Origin of the sequence: Rhodococcus marinonascens NBRC 14363 (assembly GCF_001894885.1) — a bacterium.
GTDB lineage: Bacteria > Actinomycetota > Actinomycetes > Mycobacteriales > Mycobacteriaceae > Rhodococcus_F > Rhodococcus_F marinonascens.
In genome coordinates this window covers 31,927-49,375 of the sequence record NZ_BCXB01000014.1, presented here as the reverse complement: position 1 = coordinate 49,375, position 17,449 = coordinate 31,927, and the positions used below count along the sequence as shown (strand labels likewise).

At 64.9% G+C, this 17,449-nt stretch carries 16 protein-coding genes; 10 read left to right on the top strand and 6 right to left on the bottom strand.

The genetic code is table 11. The features are described 5' to 3' along the window. Positions 1 to 12: 12 nt before the first annotated feature. The 3 genes from RM2_RS12245 (at position 13) to RM2_RS12235 (ending at position 2,576) form a co-directional block, all read left to right on the top strand. Positions 13 to 387, top strand: coding sequence for a GntR family transcriptional regulator (locus RM2_RS12245; RefSeq protein WP_084721762.1), 375 nt, complete (start codon positions 13 to 15; stop codon positions 385 to 387). Positions 388 to 437: 50 nt separating this feature from the next. Continuing rightward, the gene (locus tag RM2_RS12240; RefSeq protein WP_072689563.1) at positions 438 to 869 is read left to right on the top strand and encodes a DoxX family protein; all 432 of its coding nucleotides are present in this window, start codon (positions 438 to 440) and stop codon (positions 867 to 869) included. A gap of 84 nt (positions 870 to 953) precedes the next feature. Further along, positions 954 to 2,576, top strand: a complete 1,623-nt coding sequence (locus tag RM2_RS12235; protein ID WP_072689561.1) for a BCCT family transporter — start codon at positions 954 to 956, stop codon at positions 2,574 to 2,576. Positions 2,577 to 2,651: 75 nt separating this feature from the next. On the opposite strand, the gene RM2_RS12230 is transcribed toward RM2_RS12235, so the two are convergent. Then, entirely contained in the window at positions 2,652 to 4,208 is a 1,557-nt protein-coding gene (locus tag RM2_RS12230) for a dolichyl-phosphate-mannose--protein mannosyltransferase (RefSeq protein WP_072689771.1), read from the bottom strand. 29 nt (positions 4,209 to 4,237) lie between these two features. On the opposite strand from RM2_RS12230, the gene rsmI reads away from it, so the two are divergent. Then, complete coding sequence (gene rsmI, locus RM2_RS12225; RefSeq protein WP_072689559.1) at positions 4,238 to 5,068, top strand: 16S rRNA (cytidine(1402)-2'-O)-methyltransferase; 831 nt, start codon at positions 4,238 to 4,240, stop codon at positions 5,066 to 5,068. 9 nt (positions 5,069 to 5,077) lie between these two features. On the opposite strand, the gene RM2_RS12220 is transcribed toward rsmI, so the two are convergent. From RM2_RS12220 to metG, 4 genes are all read right to left on the bottom strand, one after another. Then, entirely contained in the window at positions 5,078 to 5,845 is a 768-nt protein-coding gene (locus tag RM2_RS12220; protein ID WP_307718090.1) for a sigma factor-like helix-turn-helix DNA-binding protein, read from the bottom strand. After that, positions 5,779 to 6,927 carry an NAD(P)/FAD-dependent oxidoreductase gene (locus tag RM2_RS25190; protein ID WP_072689557.1) on the bottom strand — a complete coding sequence of 383 codons (1,149 nt, stop codon included), beginning with the start codon at positions 6,925 to 6,927 and terminating at the stop codon, positions 5,779 to 5,781. The genes RM2_RS12220 and RM2_RS25190 overlap by 67 nt, the downstream gene beginning before the upstream one ends. A 77-nt stretch (positions 6,928 to 7,004) precedes the next feature. Further along, positions 7,005 to 8,237: a DUF2786 domain-containing protein gene (locus RM2_RS12210; RefSeq protein WP_072689770.1), complete on the bottom strand. Its 1,233-nt coding sequence runs from the start codon at positions 8,235 to 8,237 to the stop codon at positions 7,005 to 7,007. A 46-nt stretch (positions 8,238 to 8,283) separates the two neighbouring features. Next, positions 8,284 to 9,843, bottom strand: a complete 1,560-nt coding sequence (metG, locus tag RM2_RS12205; RefSeq protein WP_072689555.1) for a methionine--tRNA ligase — start codon at positions 9,841 to 9,843, stop codon at positions 8,284 to 8,286. Between the two features lie 158 nt (positions 9,844 to 10,001). Here metG and RM2_RS12200 point away from each other — a divergent pair, with 158 nt between their 5' ends. The 5 genes from RM2_RS12200 (at position 10,002) to RM2_RS12180 (ending at position 15,369) form a co-directional block, all read left to right on the top strand. Beyond that, positions 10,002 to 11,159 carry an RNA-guided endonuclease InsQ/TnpB family protein gene (locus RM2_RS12200; protein ID WP_245813879.1) on the top strand — a complete coding sequence of 386 codons (1,158 nt, stop codon included), beginning with the start codon at positions 10,002 to 10,004 and terminating at the stop codon, positions 11,157 to 11,159. 371 nt (positions 11,160 to 11,530) lie between these two features. After that, positions 11,531 to 12,373 (top strand): TatD family hydrolase, encoded by an 843-nt coding sequence (locus RM2_RS12195; protein WP_072689551.1) that lies wholly within the window; start codon positions 11,531 to 11,533, stop codon positions 12,371 to 12,373. Between the two features lie 460 nt (positions 12,374 to 12,833). After that, positions 12,834 to 13,961: a resuscitation-promoting factor gene (locus RM2_RS12190; RefSeq protein WP_072689549.1), complete on the top strand. Its 1,128-nt coding sequence runs from the start codon at positions 12,834 to 12,836 to the stop codon at positions 13,959 to 13,961. A gap of 9 nt (positions 13,962 to 13,970) precedes the next feature. Beyond that, a complete protein-coding gene (gene rsmA / locus RM2_RS12185) occupies positions 13,971 to 14,861 on the top strand; it encodes a 16S rRNA (adenine(1518)-N(6)/adenine(1519)-N(6))-dimethyltransferase RsmA (RefSeq protein WP_072689547.1) in 891 nt (296 codons plus the stop codon). A gap of 304 nt (positions 14,862 to 15,165) precedes the next feature. Next, a complete protein-coding gene (locus tag RM2_RS12180; protein ID WP_072689769.1) occupies positions 15,166 to 15,369 on the top strand; it encodes a cold-shock protein in 204 nt (67 codons plus the stop codon). A gap of 93 nt (positions 15,370 to 15,462) precedes the next feature. On the opposite strand, the gene RM2_RS12175 is transcribed toward RM2_RS12180, so the two are convergent. Beyond that, the gene (locus RM2_RS12175; protein ID WP_072689545.1) at positions 15,463 to 15,927 is read right to left on the bottom strand and encodes a hypothetical protein; all 465 of its coding nucleotides are present in this window, start codon (positions 15,925 to 15,927) and stop codon (positions 15,463 to 15,465) included. Between the two features lie 644 nt (positions 15,928 to 16,571). Between RM2_RS12175 and RM2_RS12170 the strand changes: the two genes are divergently transcribed. Next, positions 16,572 to 17,414, top strand: coding sequence for a YdcF family protein (locus tag RM2_RS12170; protein ID WP_072689767.1), 843 nt, complete (start codon positions 16,572 to 16,574; stop codon positions 17,412 to 17,414). Positions 17,415 to 17,449 lie beyond the last annotated feature (35 nt).

Here is a 17,449-nt window from a genome sequence, read left to right as displayed (position 1 = left end):
GGAACAGCGGAGGTGGCGCCGGCCGTGCACATCGACATCGATCACAACTCGTCGACCGCACCGTTCGACCAGTTGCGGTTGGAGATCATCGAACAGGTGCATAGCGGGCGGTTGATAGCGGGCACCAAGATCCCCACGATCCGTGCGCTCGCCGTCGAGGTCGGACTTGCACCGAACACAGTTGCCAAGGCATACCGGGAACTCGGTGAGCAGGGCGTCATCGAAACCCGCGGCAAGCAGGGCACGTTCATAGCTGCCGGCGCCGACCCCATCCGCGCCGGGGCCGAGAAGGCCGCAACCGGGTACGTGCAGGAACTGCGGCACGTGGGGGTTTCCGACGAGGAAATCCTCGGTTTCGTGCAGTCCGCTCTCCGCGGCGCCGAGTGACGGCAGTCGCAGCAGACAGGCAATATCGCTCCAGGAAGGTAGGTTGCGGTATGCGTTCCACACTTTTCCGAGACCTTGCTCTATTGATTGCGCGTATCGGGCTCGGGGTGGTCTTCATCGCGCACGGATGGCAGAAGTTCTTCGACGACGGAGTGCGGGCCACACAGGACGGATTCGCCGAGATGGGCGTGCCGCTACCCGAGATTTCGGCTGTTGCCGCCGCGACAATCGAACTCGTGAGTGGATTTGCGCTTCTCGTGGGTGTGCTCACGCCACTCGCGGGAACCCTTCTGTTCCTCGACATGCTCGGCGCGCTGATGCTGGTCCACGTGAGCAATGGCGTATTCGTCGCGGACGGCGGATTCGAACTTGCCGTCGCGCTGGGCGTCGGATCGTTGCTCGTGGCGGCGTTCGGCGGCGGGCGGGTGAGTGTCGACGGCCTTTTCGGAAGAGGTGCGGGATGGGTCAAAACTCCAGCGTAACGACATCGCGCAGGTGGTTTCGATTCGGTGTGCAGCGGAATGCTGGTTTGCTTTTACCCTCGGAAGTGACCAACGTAGTCGGACATGGCAACTAATACTGATCTGCCAACAAGAGATTCCGGGGCTTCCGACGCATCGGTTGCCGGGGGGCGCAAAAGGATCGGTGGCCGCACCGATTACGCTGTCTTCTCAGTCGCCGCTGCCGCGGTCACGGCAATCGTCGTCTGGGGTCTAGTGGCGCCCGACAACCTCGTTTCCACCACCAGCAAGGCGCTCGACTGGCTGGTCGTCGACATGGGTTGGCTGTTCGTTCTGTCGGCGAGTGCCTTCGTTTTCTTCTCACTGTGGCTCGCGTTCAGCAAGTACGGGCATATTCCGCTCGGAAAGGATGGCGAGCGACCCGAGTTCCGGACCGTCAGCTGGATCGCAATGATGTTCAGCGCCGGAATGGGCATCGGGCTGATGTTCTTCGGTGTCGCCGAACCGCTCGCGCACTACGTTTCGCCTCCTCCCGGCACCGACGGCGGTATCGGAACTGCAATGGCCACAACCATGTTCCACTGGAGCCTGCACCCGTGGGCGATGTACGCGGTCGTCGGGTTGGCGATCGCCTACGGCACGTATCGCAAGGGACGCAGGCAGCTGTTCAGTTCCGCGTTCATTCCGTTGCTCGGACGCCGCGCGGAGGGTCCGCTCGGCAAGTTCATCGACGTGCTCGCGATCTTCGCGACCCTGTTCGGCACCGCAGCCTCCCTCGGGTTGGGTGCACTGCAGATCGGGTCGGGATTCCAGGTCGTCGGTTGGATGTCGCAAACCGGAACCTTCCTGCTGATTACCATCGTCGCTCTGCTCACCTTGGCATTCGTGGCGTCCGCCGTGTCGGGTGTCGCGAAGGGTATTCAGTGGCTCTCCAACATCAACATGGTTCTCGCCGCTGTCCTTGCTCTGTTCGTGTTCGTGCTGGGGCCGACAGTTCTGATTCTCAACCTACTGCCGACGACGATCGGTGCCTACACTGCGGACCTCGCGCAGATGTCGGCGCGTAGCGGGGCGTCCGGCAACTCGGAGACGGGTGACTGGCTGTCTTCGTGGACCATCTTCTACTGGGCGTGGTGGATCTCTTGGGCCCCCTTCGTTGGAATGTTCCTGGCACGCATCAGCCGGGGTCGGACCATCCGTCAGTTCGTGATCGGCGTGATCGTGGTGCCGAGTGCCGTCAGTCTCGTTTGGTTCGCGATCTTCGGTGGTGCCGGGATCAGTGAGCAGCGAGCGGGGATCGATATCGCCGGTCAGGACACGACGGAGGGGCAGCTGTTCGGGATGCTCGAGCATCTTCCGCTCACCGGCTTCTCTACGGTCCTGGTGATGGTGCTCGTCGCGATCTTCTTTGTCGCCGGCGCCGACGCCGCATCCGTGGTGATGGGTACGCTGTCGCAGCGTGGTGCCCTGGATCCGCAGCGCTGGGTGGTGATCTTCTGGGGCACTCTCACCGGCGGGGTGGCCGCGCTCATCCTGTGGACCGGTGGTGACACCGCGCTCTCCGGACTCCAGACGATGACGATCATCGCAGCGGCGCCGTTCGTCCTGGTCATGATCGGCTTGTGTTTCTCGCTCTACAAGGACCTTTCCAGCGACCCGCTGATCGTTGAGGGCAAGAAAATGCGCAAAGCTGCGGCACAGAGCCGTCAGGAAATTTCGTCCCGCTAGAACAGTCCGGCTGGGAAGCAGCCCGCGAGCCGCTCGGTGTCCTACGGGACCCGGGCGGCTCGGTGCATCTCGACCTCAGCGCCAACTGGGGAGCCACAGTTGGTGCTGCCAGGTCTCCGGGGTGATGGGGAGGGCCGTGAGTATCGGCCACAGCCAGACGAAGTTGGCCACGACGAGACCCACGTAGAGGCAGACGGCGAGCAGTCCAGTGCCACGCCGCTCGAATGACGCCTTCGCGCTGCCCAGAACGTCGCCCAGCACCAAGGCGAAGCCCATCACCATGAACGGCGCCATCGCCACCGCATAGAAGTAGTACATCTGGCGGTCCAGGGTGATCAGCCACGGGAGGAACGCGGCGCCGTAAGCGGTGAGGACGGTGGTGTAGCGCCAATCCTTGCGCACCACGGCCTGCCACAGCGCCCACGCGAGCATCGGCAGTGCCAGCCACCACATGGCGGGCGTCCCGACGAGCATGACAGCCTTGACGCAGCTGGACGCACTGCAGCCGGTGACTTGATCACCCTCGGCGAAGTAGTACAGCATCGGGCGCAAGCCCATCGGCCACGTCCAGGGCTTGGACTCCCACGGGTGATGGTTGCCGGCCGAGTTGGTGAGGCCCTCGTGGAATGTGAGGACGTTGCCGCTGTAGTACCACAGTGATCGAAGCGCGCCGGGCACGAAAGACCAGGTCCCGCCCGTCCCGATCTGATTGCCCACCGCATACCGGTCGACGCCGGTCTCGCTGGCGAACCACGCCCAATAGCTGGCGAGGTAGACGAACAGTGGGACGACGACCAGCGCGTACAACGCGGGGCCGATGTCGCGGAGAGCGGCACCGAACCACGGGCGCCGCACCCCATACGCGCGGCGGGCGGCCACGTCGAATGCCACACTGAGCAGTCCGAAGAACACGACGAAGTACACGCCCGACCACTTCGTGCCGCACGCCAGGCCCAGCATGATGCCGGCGCCGAAACGCCACCACCGCACACCGAGACGCGGTCCCCAGTCGCTGTTTTCGATCCGCCCCTCGGCGTACACGCGGGCCATGCGTTCTCGCATCTGGTCGCGGTCGACGACGAGGCAGCCGAGAGCGGCCACTACGAACAGTGCTAGGAAGATGTCGAGCATGCCCAGTCGGGAGGAGACGAAGGTGACGCCGTCCGCGATCAGCAGGATTCCCGCGAGAGCGCCGATCAGAGTGGATCGGGTGAGGCGCCGGACGATGCGGATCACCAGCAGGATCATGATCGTTCCAGCAACGGCGGAGGCGAATCGCCAGCCCCAGCCGTTATAGCCGAAGATCGCCTCGCCCAACGCAATCAGCTGCTTGCCGATCGGTGGGTGTACCACCAGGCCGTAGGCGGGGTTGTCCTCGATCCAGCCGCCGCCGGTCAGTACCTGCCAAGCCTGCGGCGCGTAGTGCTTCTCGTCGAACACCGGTGTGCCCGCGTCGGTGGGATAACCGAGCATCGTGAACCGGGTGATCGCAGCGAGCGCGGTGACGAACAACGTCACCACCCAGCCTCGGGCGCGGTCGACGGGACCGAAGTCGGGGGGCGGCACCAACGGAGCCGGACTGACCACGGGCCGCTGTCGTGCGGAGGGCGTCGGTCGCTCGTCCGTCCACATCGTCACACGACGATCGTAGGCTGTGGGTCATGACTGGTCGCCTCGTGCTCGCTGCAACACCGATGGGGGATGTGGGTGACGCCTCACCAAGGCTGCGCACTGCGCTGGAAACGGCCGACGTCGTCGCCGCAGAAGACACCCGTCGCACCAAGGCTCTGGCCAAAGCGCTCGGGGTAACCATCACCGGGAACGTAGTCAGTTTCTACGACCAGGTGGAGGTGTCCAGATTGCCCGCACTAGTAGCCGACGTGGCATCCGGCAAGACGGTGCTCCTCGTCACCGACGCCGGAATGCCGTCCGTCAGCGACCCCGGATACCGCCTTGTGTCCGCCTGTGTCGCCCAGGATCTGGCGGTGACGTGTCTGCCCGGACCTTCCGCGGTGACAACTGCGCTCGCGTTGTCCGGGCTGCCGGTCGAGCGGTTCTGCTTCGAGGGCTTCCCGCCCCGGAAGCAGGGTCAGCGCAAGACGTGGTTGCGGGCGCTGAAGACCGAACCGCGGGCCTGCGTGTTCTTCGAGGCTCCGCACCGCCTCGCCGACTGCCTGGCCGACGCCGCGGAGGTGCTTGGCGGCACCCGCCGCGCCGCCGTCTGCCGCGAACTGACCAAGACTTACGAGGAAGTTCGGCGCGGCACCCTCGCCGAACTCGCCACCTGGGCCGAGAAGGGTGTCCGCGGCGAGATCACGGTGGTACTCGAGGGTGCCGCGCCGGTGGTCTCGGATCCGGTCGACCTCGTCGACGAGGTGGAACGCCTCGTCGACGAAGGAACACGGCTCAAGGACGCGTGCGCGCTCGTCGCCACCACCGGTGTGTCGAAGCGGGAACTCTACGAAACGGTGCTGGCGTCCCGAAGGGACTAGACATGGCCGCTACCGGGCCAGCGGCAGCGTATCGGCGACCGCGACCAGTTTATCGGGATTACGCACGAGATAGACGCCGCTGACCTTGCCGCCCGTGACCTCGATCATCATTACCAGATCTATTTCGCCTCGTGAGTACACGATCATCGCCGGAAGTACGTTGAAGGTCGACTGTTCGAGCCGCATGTCGGGCAGGCCCCGAGCGGCCAGACCCCCGAGGAACCGGGCGATCTTCTCCGCTCCGACGATCGGCCTACGGGCCGCACTGACTACTCCGCCGCCATCGGACAGTTCCACCGCATCCGGGGCGAGCATGTCCATCAATGCTTGGATATCCCCGGTCGTGCTTACGGCGAGGAATCGAGCGGCTACTTCGCGCGCCGATTCCGACGGGGGGTCGAACCGTTTGCGGCGCGCGTGCACGTGTTCCCTGGCGCGGTGCGCGATCTGCCTGGTGGCGGCGACGGAGCGGCCGATGGACGCGGCGATCTCGGTGTGACCGAAGCCGAACACCTCACGCAACACGAACACCGCCCGCTCGTCGGGGCCGAGTGTCTCGAGAACGAGCAGCATCGCCACCGATACCGATTCCGCGAGCAGGAGGTCGCTACCGGCGTCGGGCTCGGTGCGGACCGGCTCCGGAAGCCAGTTGCCGACGTACTGTTCCCGACGGCGCCGCGCCGACCGCAGCGCGTTCAACGACTGCCTGGTTACCACCTGCGCGAGGTAGGCGCGGGCGTTGTCGATGGTGTCGGGGTCGATGTCCGCGAGGCGCAGATAGCTCTCCTGGAGCGCGTCCTCGGCGTCGACGGTGCTGCCGGTGACCGCGGCGTATCGTCGCGGCGAGTCGACTGCACGACGCCGTAGCGCCTGCCCACCGAGATGCACTGGGCGACGAAACCAAGCGAGAGTGGCCGCGGAGAAGCGCCGTCGAGCAACGCCAGGACGGTGTCGGCGCCGTGCGCCCCCAGCGGAATCGCGGCCTGGCAGCTCATCCTGATGTGCGCCGCCACCTCGCGCGGTGGGGCGACGGCGTCGCCGATGCCGACGATGTCGGGTCTGTCCGTGCAGATCAGCGAGGCGTCGGCGAGCAGGCGTCCGTGCGCGTCGACGGGAAGACCGCTGCGGGCGGCAAGGTCGGGTGCGGTGAACCCACCGGCCCACACCGTGCACTCGGACGACACCACCGAGCCGTCGTCGAACTCGATGAAGGTAGCGGTGACCCGACTCACCGTCACTCCGCTGCGAATCTGCACGTCGAGTGCGCGCAGCCTGCGAAGAATCCCCTCGCGCGACGACAGGGGAAGACCGGCCGCCGGTTCGGCCCCCGACACCAGCGAGACCCGTAGCGCGGGATAGCGTTCGGCGATCTCGGCGCCGACCTCGATTCCGGTCAACCCGCCACCGACGACGGTGACGCGGGTACCGTCGTCGAGCGACTCGAGCGCGTTGCCGAGCCACAACGATTCCTCGTAGCCGTCGACGCCGAAAGTGTGGGTGCCGCCCGCGACCCGGGACATGTCGCGGGTGCTCCCGACCGCATACAGCAGCAGGTCGAACGGAAGCGTCGTGCCGTCTTCGAGCATCACGTCGTGCTCGCCGATTCGCTCTGCGACGCCGACCCGGATCTCCGCGTCCGGGTCGAGGACCTCGGTGAGGGCGTGAATGCCGTCGGATGTGCCCGTGGCCACCTGATGCAACCGGACGCGCTCGACGAACTGCGGACGTGGGTTCAACACGGTCACGGTGATGTCCGGCCGGCCGGCTGCGAGGATACGGTTGGCCGCCATCGAACCTGCGTAGCCGGCACCGAGTACCACCACGTTCTTGCGCTCAGCGATGTTATTGTGCGTAGACATCGGTTGTCCTCTCTTATCGGGAAGTAGATACCCCAGGGACACCGCTCACGCCGAAAACGTGACAGGCCGTTCGCGTACTACCGTCGCAGCGTGCGATCGCCGGGTGACAGCGATGCGTCGTCGGCGGCCGACTGCCCGGCGTACCAGCCGTTCGCATCCACAGCCCTGCCACGTGCCTTGCGGGTGCGCGGGAACAGGCGCTCGAACTCGGAATCGACCGCTTCGGACTTTCCGGCCAGGATCGGCAGGAGGTCGTCGACCGGGATCGCCGCCTCGTCCGCCGCATCGACCGTGGCCCGACTGTCGGCGTCACGTAGGCGCTGGCCGATGCGGCTGGCGAAGCCCGCGAGGAAGCCCTTGCGGAACGAGGTGGTGTGTGACCCGATGCTGCTGCTGGCATCAGCGAATTGCATTGCGCGGGTGGCTTGTACGAGCAGGGATGTGAAGAGCATGTCGACCTGCTGGAGGCCGAGGGGCGTCCCGACCACCGTGGCGATGGCGAGGGAACTGAACCACACGGTGCGCACCCGGTTGGAGTCGCTGATCTCGGTGAGGAGGTGTACCTTCTCCTTGACGTACGGATTCTCCAAGTGGATGCGACGACTGTGCACCGGTGTGTCGCCCATGCCGTTCCAGGTGTGGAGAAGGGCGGCGTTGATCGCGTAGCGCGTCATCAACTCCTGTGCCTTCGCGGTGAAGATCTCCGCTTCCTCGGCGAAGTCGGTGGCCTCGGCCTTGGCGAGCAGTCCGCGAATCCTGTTGAGTACCTTCGTGTCTGCTTCGGTCTCGGACCCCGCGACGCCACTTTCGTCGAGGCGGACGTTCGGCCACGTCGATGGCGGCGGGGCGAGCACGGTCCACCCGGGCAGGTTCGTCCACGTCAGAGAGAGGTCGGTGAAGTGGTGGACGGAGTGGAACGGATCTTCGTACATCAATCCTGCGGCGAGAGCGTGGTAGTCGGGGCTTTCTCCCGGATGACGCCGAGCAAGGTGGGACGTGGCCGGGTACAGCTCGCCGATGGTTCGGAGTTGCTCGATCCAGTCGCGGGGCGCGCGGTTCTCTGCACGCGTCCGCTCAGACTCGTGCAGCACGAGTGCGGCCGCGAGAGGTGCGTCGGATGGTTCCTTCGACCGACGCGCCAGATGCAGGATGTCGGCCGGTTGCCAACCGCGCTCGTACGCGGCGGACAACTCGCCCACAAGGGTGTGCACCGCGGCGGCGGCCTGAGGATCTGATTCGTCGTCGAACACGCGCGCTCCGTTCCCGAACCCGCCCGAATCGGATCGAATGTATGTTCTATTCGGCGTCATGGGGGCAGTGTGCATGCGGGGTCCGACAACCCGAACCCCGCAGAGGTCATTCGTCCACGTAGCGAGGGAAAACGCCCGACGGCGCGGGTAGCGGCGTTCCTGCCAGGATACGGGTCGGAAGGTCGCTGAACTGCCGCGCTCCGGCATCCTGGCCCAGGAGATCGAGGATCTTCTCCGCCGCGTCCGGCATGACCGGTTGCGCCAGGATTCCCACGATCCGCACCACTTCGAGCGTCACGTACAGCACCGTTGCCATCCGCTCGGGGTCCGTCTTCCGGAGTACCCAGGGCTCCTGCTTGGAGAAGTACCGGTTGGTCTCGCCAAGCACCGACCAGATCGCCTCCAGCCCGAGATGCAACGCTTGGACGTCGTATTCGGCGCGGACCCGGGTCAGTAGCGCATCGGCGTGCGCCAGCATCACCGTGTCGTCTTCGGTCAGTTCTCCGGGGGTCGGGACCCGGGCATCGCAGTTCTTCGCGACCATCGACAACGAGCGCTGCGCGAGGTTGCCGAGTTCGTTGGCGAGGTCGGCGTTGATGCGGGTGACGATGGCCTCGTGGCTGTAGCTGCCGTCCTGCCCGTAGGAGATCTCGCGGAGCAAGAAGAAGCGGACGGCGTCGAGTCCGTACTGCTCCACCATCGCGACGGGGTCGACGACGTTGCCGATCGACTTCGACATCTTCTCGCCCTTGTTGTAGAGGAATCCGTGCACGAAGACGCGCTCGGGCAACTCGATTCCCGCCGACATCAGGAATGCGGGCCAGTACACGGTGTGGAACCGGGTGATGTCCTTGCCGATGATGTGCAGGTTCGCGGGCCAGAATCTGCCGAACTGCTCGGAGTCGGTGTCCGGGTAGCCGGCGCCGGTGAGGTAGTTGGTGAGCGCATCCACCCACACATACATGACGTGTTCCGGGTGGCCGGGGACCGGAACGCCCCAGTCGAAGGTCGTGCGGGAGATCGATAGATCCTTGAGGCCGCCCTTGACGAAGCTGACGATCTCATTGCGTCGCGTCGTGGGCACGATGAAGTCCGGGTTCTCCTCGTACAAGCGCAGCAGCTTGTCCTGGTACTCGGACAACTTGAAGAAGTACGTGGACTCCTCGGTCCACTCGACCGGCGTGCCGGTCTCGGTGGACAGGCGCGAACCGTCCTCCTGCGGCGTGGTCTCACCCTCGGTGTAAAAGGCCTCGTCGCGGACGGAGTACCAGCCTGAGTAGGTGTCGAGGTAAATGTCGCCGTTGTCGAGCATCTTCTGCCAGATCGCTTTGCTGGCTTCTTCGTGATCGCCATCTGTCGTGCGGATGAACCGGTCGAAGGAGATGTTCAAGGCCTTGTCCATCGCCTCGAACATGTCGGAGTTCCGCGCGGCAAGTTCGCGGACGTCGATGCCTTCCTTGGCCGCGGTCTGCTGCATCTTCAGCCCGTGCTCGTCGGTCCCGGTCAGGAAGAAGACGTCGAAGCCGTCCAGGCGCTTGAACCGCGCAAGGGCATCGGCCGAGATGTACTCGTAGGCGTGGCCGATGTGCGGGACGCCGTTGGGGTACGCGATCGCCGTCGTCAGATAGAAGGGTGGTCGCGAGGCGGTGGAGTCAGCAGCATTCATGGTGTACCGCCCGAGAAACCCCCGGCTTTAGCAGTGGGGAGGTAAGGGCGGTCACGTATTCCGCTGGTTCTGGACATGTTTTGGGAACCTTCCTTGGATTCGGAAATTTGTGTGGCAGTGGACGATAAGAGTGGGTGTTGTGTTGTATGTTGATTCCTGTGACCGAGGTCGTGCGCTACACCTACCGGTTGCGCCCTGGTGCGCGAGCCGAGCGCGCACTGCTCGATGAATGGCATCGTTGCCGGTTCCTGTGGAACGAAGCGGTCCATCAACACCAGCCCGGCCGGAAGCCGACGTTCGGGAAACTGTGCAAACTGCTTACCGCCGCACGTGGTCGAAGTGGCTGGCTCGAGTCCGGCTCCCAGGTCGCACAGCAACGAATGCTCTGCACTTACGGGCTGGCCCTCGGCCACTCCTTCACGGTGAAGGGCCGCGGAAGGCCGGCGTTCAAAGCCCGTAGGAAGACTTTGCCGTCGCTCGGGTACACCACCCGCGGATTCTGCATCCGTGAGCGGCGTCTGGTGTTGCCGAAGGGTGTCACCATCCCGGTGGTGTGGTCCCGCGGGCTGCCGTCCGACCCGACCAGTGTCCGGGTGTATCGGGACAGCCTCGGGCACTGGTACGCCTCCTTCGTGGTGCGGCGCGACACCGAACCGGCCCCTGACGCGGACCCGGACAGCGGTCTCGGTATCGATTGGGGTGTGTCGACCACAGCGACCGCCACCGACAGCGCCTACGACCTGCCGTCTCTCGGGCATCGGAAGCGTTGCGCCGCCGAGTTGGCCAAGGCGCAACGGAAGATGGCGAGACGGCACAACGGGAAACGCGGCGCCCAATCCGGGGGGTATGCGCGGGCCAGGCGTGCGGCGGCGACGCTGCAGAAGAAGGCGTTTCGACAAACCCGGCATGATTCTCGGGTGTGGGCGAAACAGGTGGTCGATCATCACGACCTGATTGCCCTCGAGGATTTCAAACCCACCTTTCTGGCGAAGTCCACGATGGCCCGCAAGGCGGCGGATGCTGCGGTGGGTGCGGCGAAACGGGAATTGATCGAGCGTGGCAGGCGGGCCGGCCGGAGGGTGGTGTTGGTGCGGCCCTGGTATACGACGATGACGTGTTCGAGTTGCTTCGCGAGAGCCAAGCAGCGACTCGAACTGTCGGAACGAACGTTCCGATGCACGGCCTGCGGGTTTACTGCGGGTAGGGATGGGAACGCTGCCAGGGTGATCCTGGCTGTGGCAGAACGGGGCCACACAAGTGTTGACGACGTCAGACATGTGCGGCCTTCCTCCGGGTTGGTTGTGTGTGCGGTCTGAGCTTGAAATCCTCCGGCTTCAGCCGTGAGGAACCGCTAAGGTGCGATCACTCTATCTGCGCACTCCAGTTTCACGACGCCCAGATCGGCGTTGCTGCAGATCGGCGCTACACGGACTGCCGAATGTGGGGAAACGTGAAACCACGCAGCGGGCGGACAACGTCGTCACTGGTGGGATCCGGTCTCGCCGGTGACCTCGCGGGATTCGTACTGCACGCGGACGGCTTTGTCGGTGGCCGCCACCTGGTCGGGGACCGAGTTCGACGGCATCAGAGTTTGGCTCCCACCCGTTGTGGCGAATGTACCTCGTGTGACACGCTGCCGTGGCGACCCGATGGCGTCCACGGGGGTGCCGACGTCGACAATGTCCGCATGAGCAGAGACCGACCCGCACCCGAGCCGCCACAGCCGCTGTCCCCTCTCATCGACGCGCACACCCACCTCGATGCGTGCGGAGCCTCGGACGCCTCGAGCGTCCGGCAGATGGTGGACCGGGCAGCGGATGTCGGGGTCGAGCGAGTGGTCACCGTTGCCGACGACCTCGACGCCGCGAAGTTCGCCGTCGACGCCGCGAACTGGGATCCCCGGGTGTATGCCGCGGTGGCCATCCACCCGACGAGGGCGAACGTGCTCGGCGACGCCAACAAGGCGGAGATCGAGCGGCTTGCAGGCGATCCCCGTGTGGTCGCAGTGGGCGAGACCGGACTGGACTTCTACTGGCCCGGCAAACTCGACGGCTGCGCCACGGTCGCGGAGCAGACGGCGGGATTTCGCTGGCACATCGACTTGGCTAAACGCCTCGGCAAGACCTTGATGATCCACAACCGCGAGGCCGATCGGGCACTGTTGCAGGTGTTGCGCGAAGAGGGGGCGCCGGAGACGGTGATCTTCCACTGCTTCTCCTCGGATGCCGAGATGGCGCGCGAGTGCATCGACGCCGGGTACGTCCTCAGCTTCTCGGGCACCGTCAGCTTCAAGAACGCGAAGGCGTTGCGGGAGGCGGCGCCCCTGGTGCCCGCTGATCAGTTGATTGTCGAGACGGACGCGCCGTTCCTCACCCCGCACCCGTTCCGGGGAGCACCCAACGAGCCCTACTGTCTGCCGTACACGGTTCGGGCGCTGGCCGAACTGCGCGGCGAGAGCCCGACAGAACTGGCAATTGCGTCGACCGCCACCGCAGAGCGGGTATTCGGCCTGCGATCCGTGAGAAGTTAGCGAGTCGCCGCACCGCCCACGCCGGCCCGTTTCCACGGAATCCGTGGCTGGCCGACGCGCCCCTTGATGCAAACGAGACGCCCCTGTCTTGAGCTGGGGCGTTTCGTGTCGGAATCAGCTACCGAAGATCGAACCCAGTGAACCCAGTGAACCAGTTGAAAGGTTCCCGCTCTGGTTCCGGCGCAGTGCTGTCGACGGTCCGCCATGCGGATTCGATCTTCCTGGCAATCACTTCAAGGTACTGGGTCTTGGGCGTGGTCCTGACCAGAAGCCATTCGTCCCAGTGACGCGGAAGCGGTTGTCAATCTTAACCCTTTCGTGATCCAAACCGCGGAAATTGGCGGAAATTTGCCAGATGATCTTCGGTTCGTTACCGTACCGTGATCAAACAATCGTCTGCCTTGGGACTCGATGTGTCTATTACCGCCAGGATCGCCAACGCTGAATCGTCACTGCGCTGATGTCCGCGTTTGCGAAGATCAACGCGGCTCGTTCGCCGCTGCTGCTCGCCGTGGTGGCACTGCTTCTCGTCACCCTGATTGCCGGCGCCGCGATGGCCGTGGTCCGGCACAAGACCGTCACTCTCGACGTGGACGGCGAGAGGATCTCGCTGAGCACGATGACCACCAGTACCGCCGCCGCACTCGCCGCCGCCGGATATGCGATCAGCGACCGAGATGTAGTCGCCCCAGCGCGCGAAGCGTCTTTGTCTGACGGTGACACCGTGGTGTTGCGCCGCGCGCGTGAGGTATCGCTGACGGTGGACGGTCGTCCGAAGATGGTGTGGACGACCGCACTCACCGTCGAGGACGCGCTGAAGCAATTCCAACTCGGCGACGACGTATACGTGTCCGCCTCCCGTTCGCACCGGCTGCCGTTGGAGGGCGCCGCCCTCGAGGTGCGCAATCCGCTCGACATCACGCTGGCCGACGGCGCCCGTCCTGTTACCGCTGTGCGTCTGGCCGCACCGACGGTCGGGGAGTTCCTCGCCGCGCACGGTGCGCCGCTCGAACAGGCCGACACCGTCGTTCCCTCCGCGGATGCACCGCTGACCGAGGGAATGGACGTCACGGTCACCCGCGTTCGTACCGAGACCAAGGTCGAGACGTTGCCCATGGATCCGGAGGAGCAGCGCATCGAGGATCCGACGATGAATATGAGTCGGACCGTGGTGGAGGATCCCGGAATGCCAGGGGTCCAGGACGTCACGTTCGCCGTCGACACTGTCAACGGAAATGAAATCGGCCGCCGAGAGGTGGCGGCGACGGTTGCGACGGCCGCGGAGCCGAGGGTGATCCGCGTCGGCGCGAAGCCCGGCACCGAGGTGCCGCCCATAGAGAACGGTTCGACGTGGGATGCGCTCGCGCGCTGTGAGGCGACCGGAAACTGGGCTATCAATACCGGCAACGGCTATTTCGGCGGTGTCCAGTTCGACCAGAACACATGGGAGCGGCAGGGTGGTCTCAAATACGCACCGCGCGCCGACCTCGCCACCCGCGAAGAGCAGATTGCCATCGCGTCGCAGACGCAGAAGACGCAGGGTTGGGGCGCATGGCCGACGTGCTCGGCCGCGCTCGGCGTGCGTTAAGTTCACCTGATGTCCGACGCCGAAATTCCCCCCACCGCCCGAGGCCGGGCCGCACTCCTCGGTCCCGCAGAGGTTCGGTCGTTAGCCGAGGCATTCGGCGTACGCCCCACCAAGCAACTGGGGCAGAACTTCGTGCACGACGCCAACACGGTGCGTCGCATCGTCGCCACCGCAGGGGTGGATGATGCTGACACGGTCCTCGAGGTGGGGCCCGGCCTCGGTTCGCTGACCTTGGCGTTGCTCGATGTCGTCGACAAGGTGATCGCGGTCGAGATCGACCCGAACCTCGCCGCGCGACTTCCGGTGACGGTGGCGGACCGCGCTCCGACGCTGGCGGACCGACTGACGGTGGTGGGCGCGGACGCGATGCGGGTCGCACCCTCCGAGATTCCCGGCGAGCCGACCGCGCTCGTCGCGAACCTGCCCTACAACGTGGCAGTGCCGGTGCTGCTGCACCTGTTCTCCCAACTCCCCAGTCTGCGAACCGCACTGGTGATGGTGCAGGCCGAGGTCGCCGACCGGTTGGCGGCGTCGCCCGGCGGCAAGATCTATGGTGTGCCCAGCGTGAAGGCCAACTTCTTCGGCGAGGTCCGCCGGGCAGGGGCCGTGGGACGCGCTGTATTCTGGCCCGTTCCGAAGGTCGAGTCGGGTCTTGTGCGCGTCGACCGTTACGCCGTACCGCCGTGGCCGATCGACGAAGAACACCGTCGTCGCGTCTTTGCGGTGATCGATGCGGCATTCGCTCAGCGCCGCAAGACTTTACGTGCTGCTCTAGGCGGTTGGGCGGGCTCGCCCGCGGAGGCGGAGCGGCGACTGCTCAAGGCGGGAATCGAACCGTCCATGCGAGGCGAGACACTCGATGTCGCCGCCTTCGTCCGTCTCGCCGCCACCCAGCCGTGACTTGACCACACAGTCGCGACTTGACCACACAGTCGCGACTTGTCTGCGCCCGGCCGAATTCCTCTGGGACGGTCCTTCCGGCCACGCCCCCGACGCGTGTTGTCGGACCCGGGGAAGACAACGCCGCGCGGATGTGGTTCACTATTGGAGGTCGTAAGTTTTGTGTTTGTGTTTCCCACGCTCGCAAATCAATGGTTGCGAGCGTTTGGACGTCCTCCACAGGAATCGTCATAGACGGTCGTGTCAATGACCCAGGTAACCGAGCCGGTTACCTGAAGAAGTTACTGTGTTAGAGGAGATTTACATGGCAGAGGGCATCGTGAAGTGGTTCAACTCCGAGAAGGGGTTCGGCTTCATCGCCCCCGAGGATGGCAGCGCTGACGTGTTTGTCCATTACTCGGAGATCCAGAGTGGCGGCTTCCGCACGCTCGAGGAAAATCAGCGTGTTGCGTTCGAGATCGGCCAGGGCAACAAGGGCCCCCAGGCGACCGGCGTCACCCTGATCTGAGAACGACCATGACTTCCCGGTTCGCTGGGACATGACGTTCGAGCAAGGCCTCACTCCTCGAGGAGTGAGGCCTTGTCTCGTCTCAATGCAAGCTCAGTCTCTTGTTCGTGCAGGTTCACACCTTCGATCGGAGCGCAGGTGGGCCGCCTGGTATCCGAGATTCATGGCGCAGACCAGCCAGAGCGCGAGCGCAGAATTCTCAGATGATCCGAACATTCCGACCACTGCGGAGGCTCCTAGGCCGGCGGCGACGAAGAATGTTGCAGTTCCGAGCGTCTGGCGAGGCGTCGACGAGAAGATCACCACGCAGGTGACCATGAGCGCCCACAGCGTGGCCGCGATTATCGTTGCGACGACGAACCAATCCGTCGAGTACGGTGCCGGCCAGGTCCAGGGCGTGTTGCCGTTGTCGAGTGTGCATACGAACGCCAGCGAGAATGCCATGACCACCACCGTCGCGCTGCCGAGTGCCAGATGTCCCCGGACGAGTGCCTTCCTGCTTACTCCCCGCTCCGCCAGCGCACTTGGGCGCACCTCTTCGACAATCGCGTGCTGCATTCCCGACTACCTCGACCTTTCCTCGATCGTCACGCGTGTCGACGCCACGCAGGGCCGTGTGGGCCCCGGATGTCAGGTCCGCGCTGGCGGCTGAACGGCGTGTTGGTCAGGCGTTACCGTATCGGTCGGAGAAGACGCGGTGTCGCCCGCCCGCCCGTCGGGGCCCTTCACGCAGTTCAGGGGGCAAGGAGGCGAATTCGACTCCTAATGTGCTGAGCCAGTTGGCGGTCGACGAGATGGAGCCGCCTCCGATCGCGGCAGCGCCCGTAGGCACTTCTTCCACGGTTCCTCTGTCTCGAGGAGCGCCCCTGACGGGGCCCCCCGTCACGTGTCTCTGACGGCGGCCGTCACGTGTCTCTGACGGCGGCCGTCACGTGTCTCTGACAGCCGTTGTGAACCTGGACAGATTGTCTTTGTAGTTCATTCATGGCGGATTTCCGACCCCGGGACCGGTCCCAGGTAACAGGACATTTCAATTATCCCACTAGTCCCACAGAACCCAATGGACTCAGTAGACTAACCGACAACGCTTCGTGAACTTTCGTATGAGTACTTCAGTGGCATCCGACGGAAGGGTCTTCCGAGTGACACGCGTACGTATCCATCCGTTCTCCGCCGCAATCAGGGCGTTGGTCGCCACGGTCATGACCACCGCCCTATTCCTGGCCCTTGCGGTATCGACCGCAGCTACGGCGTCGGCCACGGCGGCCGACCTCTTCAATAACGCGCAGGGCAGATTTGCCGCCGGCGACACCCGGGGTGCCCTTGCCGACATCGGCGGGGCAGTCGCGAGCGAGCCCGGCGACACCAACGCGCTGGCGTTGCAGGCCATCTACGCCGACGCTGTGGGAGACCTGATCACTCGTGAGGCCGCGCTCATCCGCCTGGGTGCCTTAGACAGTGCTAAACGCGCCGGCGTCGACAATATGCTGAACGCGATCAGGATCGCGTCCTTCACCCCTCCCAATCCGCTCCCGGCCATTCAGGGCCCGTCCACGGCGATCATTGTCCTCGGCTACGGACTGCTGCCCGACGGAACAATGCGCCCGGAACTGGTCAACCGCTTGTGGGCGACGGTGGTCCAGTCGTGGGTGTCGCCCTTGTCACCGATCATCGTCACCGGCGGAAACCCACGAAACGGCATCACCGAGGCGGCTGCCATGCAAGGGTGGTTGCAGAGCCATGGCGTCCCAGCGAGCCGCATCCATGCGGAGCATCGAGCGGGGTCGACGGTCGGGAATGTACTCAACTCCGTCCCACTCGCCCGCTCGCTCGGTGCGGGCGGTGCCATCATCGTGACCTCCGCCAATCATATTCGCAGAGCGACGGTGGATTTCACCGTGGCGGGGTTGCCGGTTGTCGGTGCGATGAGCGCCGTCACCAGTGCCGGCCAGTTGATCGCCGAATTGAAGCCGCTGACCAAGAGCCAACAACTCGGCATGTACCGCGACGCGATCAAGGTGTTCGGCATCCCCTCCAGGTACTGATGCGACTTGCCGCCGGCGGCGACTGTGTCGAGGGC